Genomic DNA, 582 nt, shown 5'->3' with positions numbered 1-582 from the left:
GATTCATATTTGGCGATAACCTCCGCTTCAACAATCCGTGTGTCTGTCTCGCAAAACGAAATTTCCGGAAGTTTCGTGATATCACTCATCGATCCTCACCCTTATCGACGGAATGAGATGACCTTCTTCGGTTACGGCCACAGCTTCGACGATGGCCAAATCCATATTGCCGTAGAAGCCGTATCGCATATTTTGGGCAGTCATGGAGAGATGGAGGTCTTGGCTGCGACCATGGACATGGGACAGGGCGCATACACAGCTTATGCCCAAATCGTTTCGGAGGAGCTTGGAGTGCCCATGGAGCGCGTAAAGTGCTACTATCCGGACACGGCCGCTCAGCCCTATGCGCATTGGCAGCGATCAGAGTGGACAGGCCTTCCTTATACCCTTCAGCCTTCTGGAGGTAATCGGCTATCTCTGGAACCGTGTCACATTGCAAGATCTCCCAATAGTCCATGTCAGAGAACCTCGCCCAGTGGCAAGGAAGCTCGGGCTTGAAATTTCCTTTTTGGCAGGCCAGCGCGTATTGGACACGCTGTTTCCGATTGCCTTGGGAGGCAGCGCGGTCATACCGGGGGGGTT

Annotated in this window: 1 protein-coding gene; it reads left to right on the top strand. The window is 53.3% G+C overall.

The window, feature by feature from the left end:
- Window positions 1-498 (top strand): molybdopterin cofactor-binding domain-containing protein (locus tag EZM41_RS13695; protein ID WP_198470429.1); only part of this gene is annotated, 498 nt, incomplete at its 5' end.
- Window positions 499-582: the final 84 nt, after the last annotated feature.

This window comes from Acetomicrobium sp. S15 = DSM 107314 (assembly GCF_016125955.1).
GTDB classification, from domain to species: domain Bacteria; phylum Synergistota; class Synergistia; order Synergistales; family Thermosynergistaceae; genus Thermosynergistes; species Thermosynergistes pyruvativorans.
The sequence above is the reverse complement of the archived record's forward strand: the minus strand, read 5'-3'. Positions and strand labels throughout refer to the sequence as shown.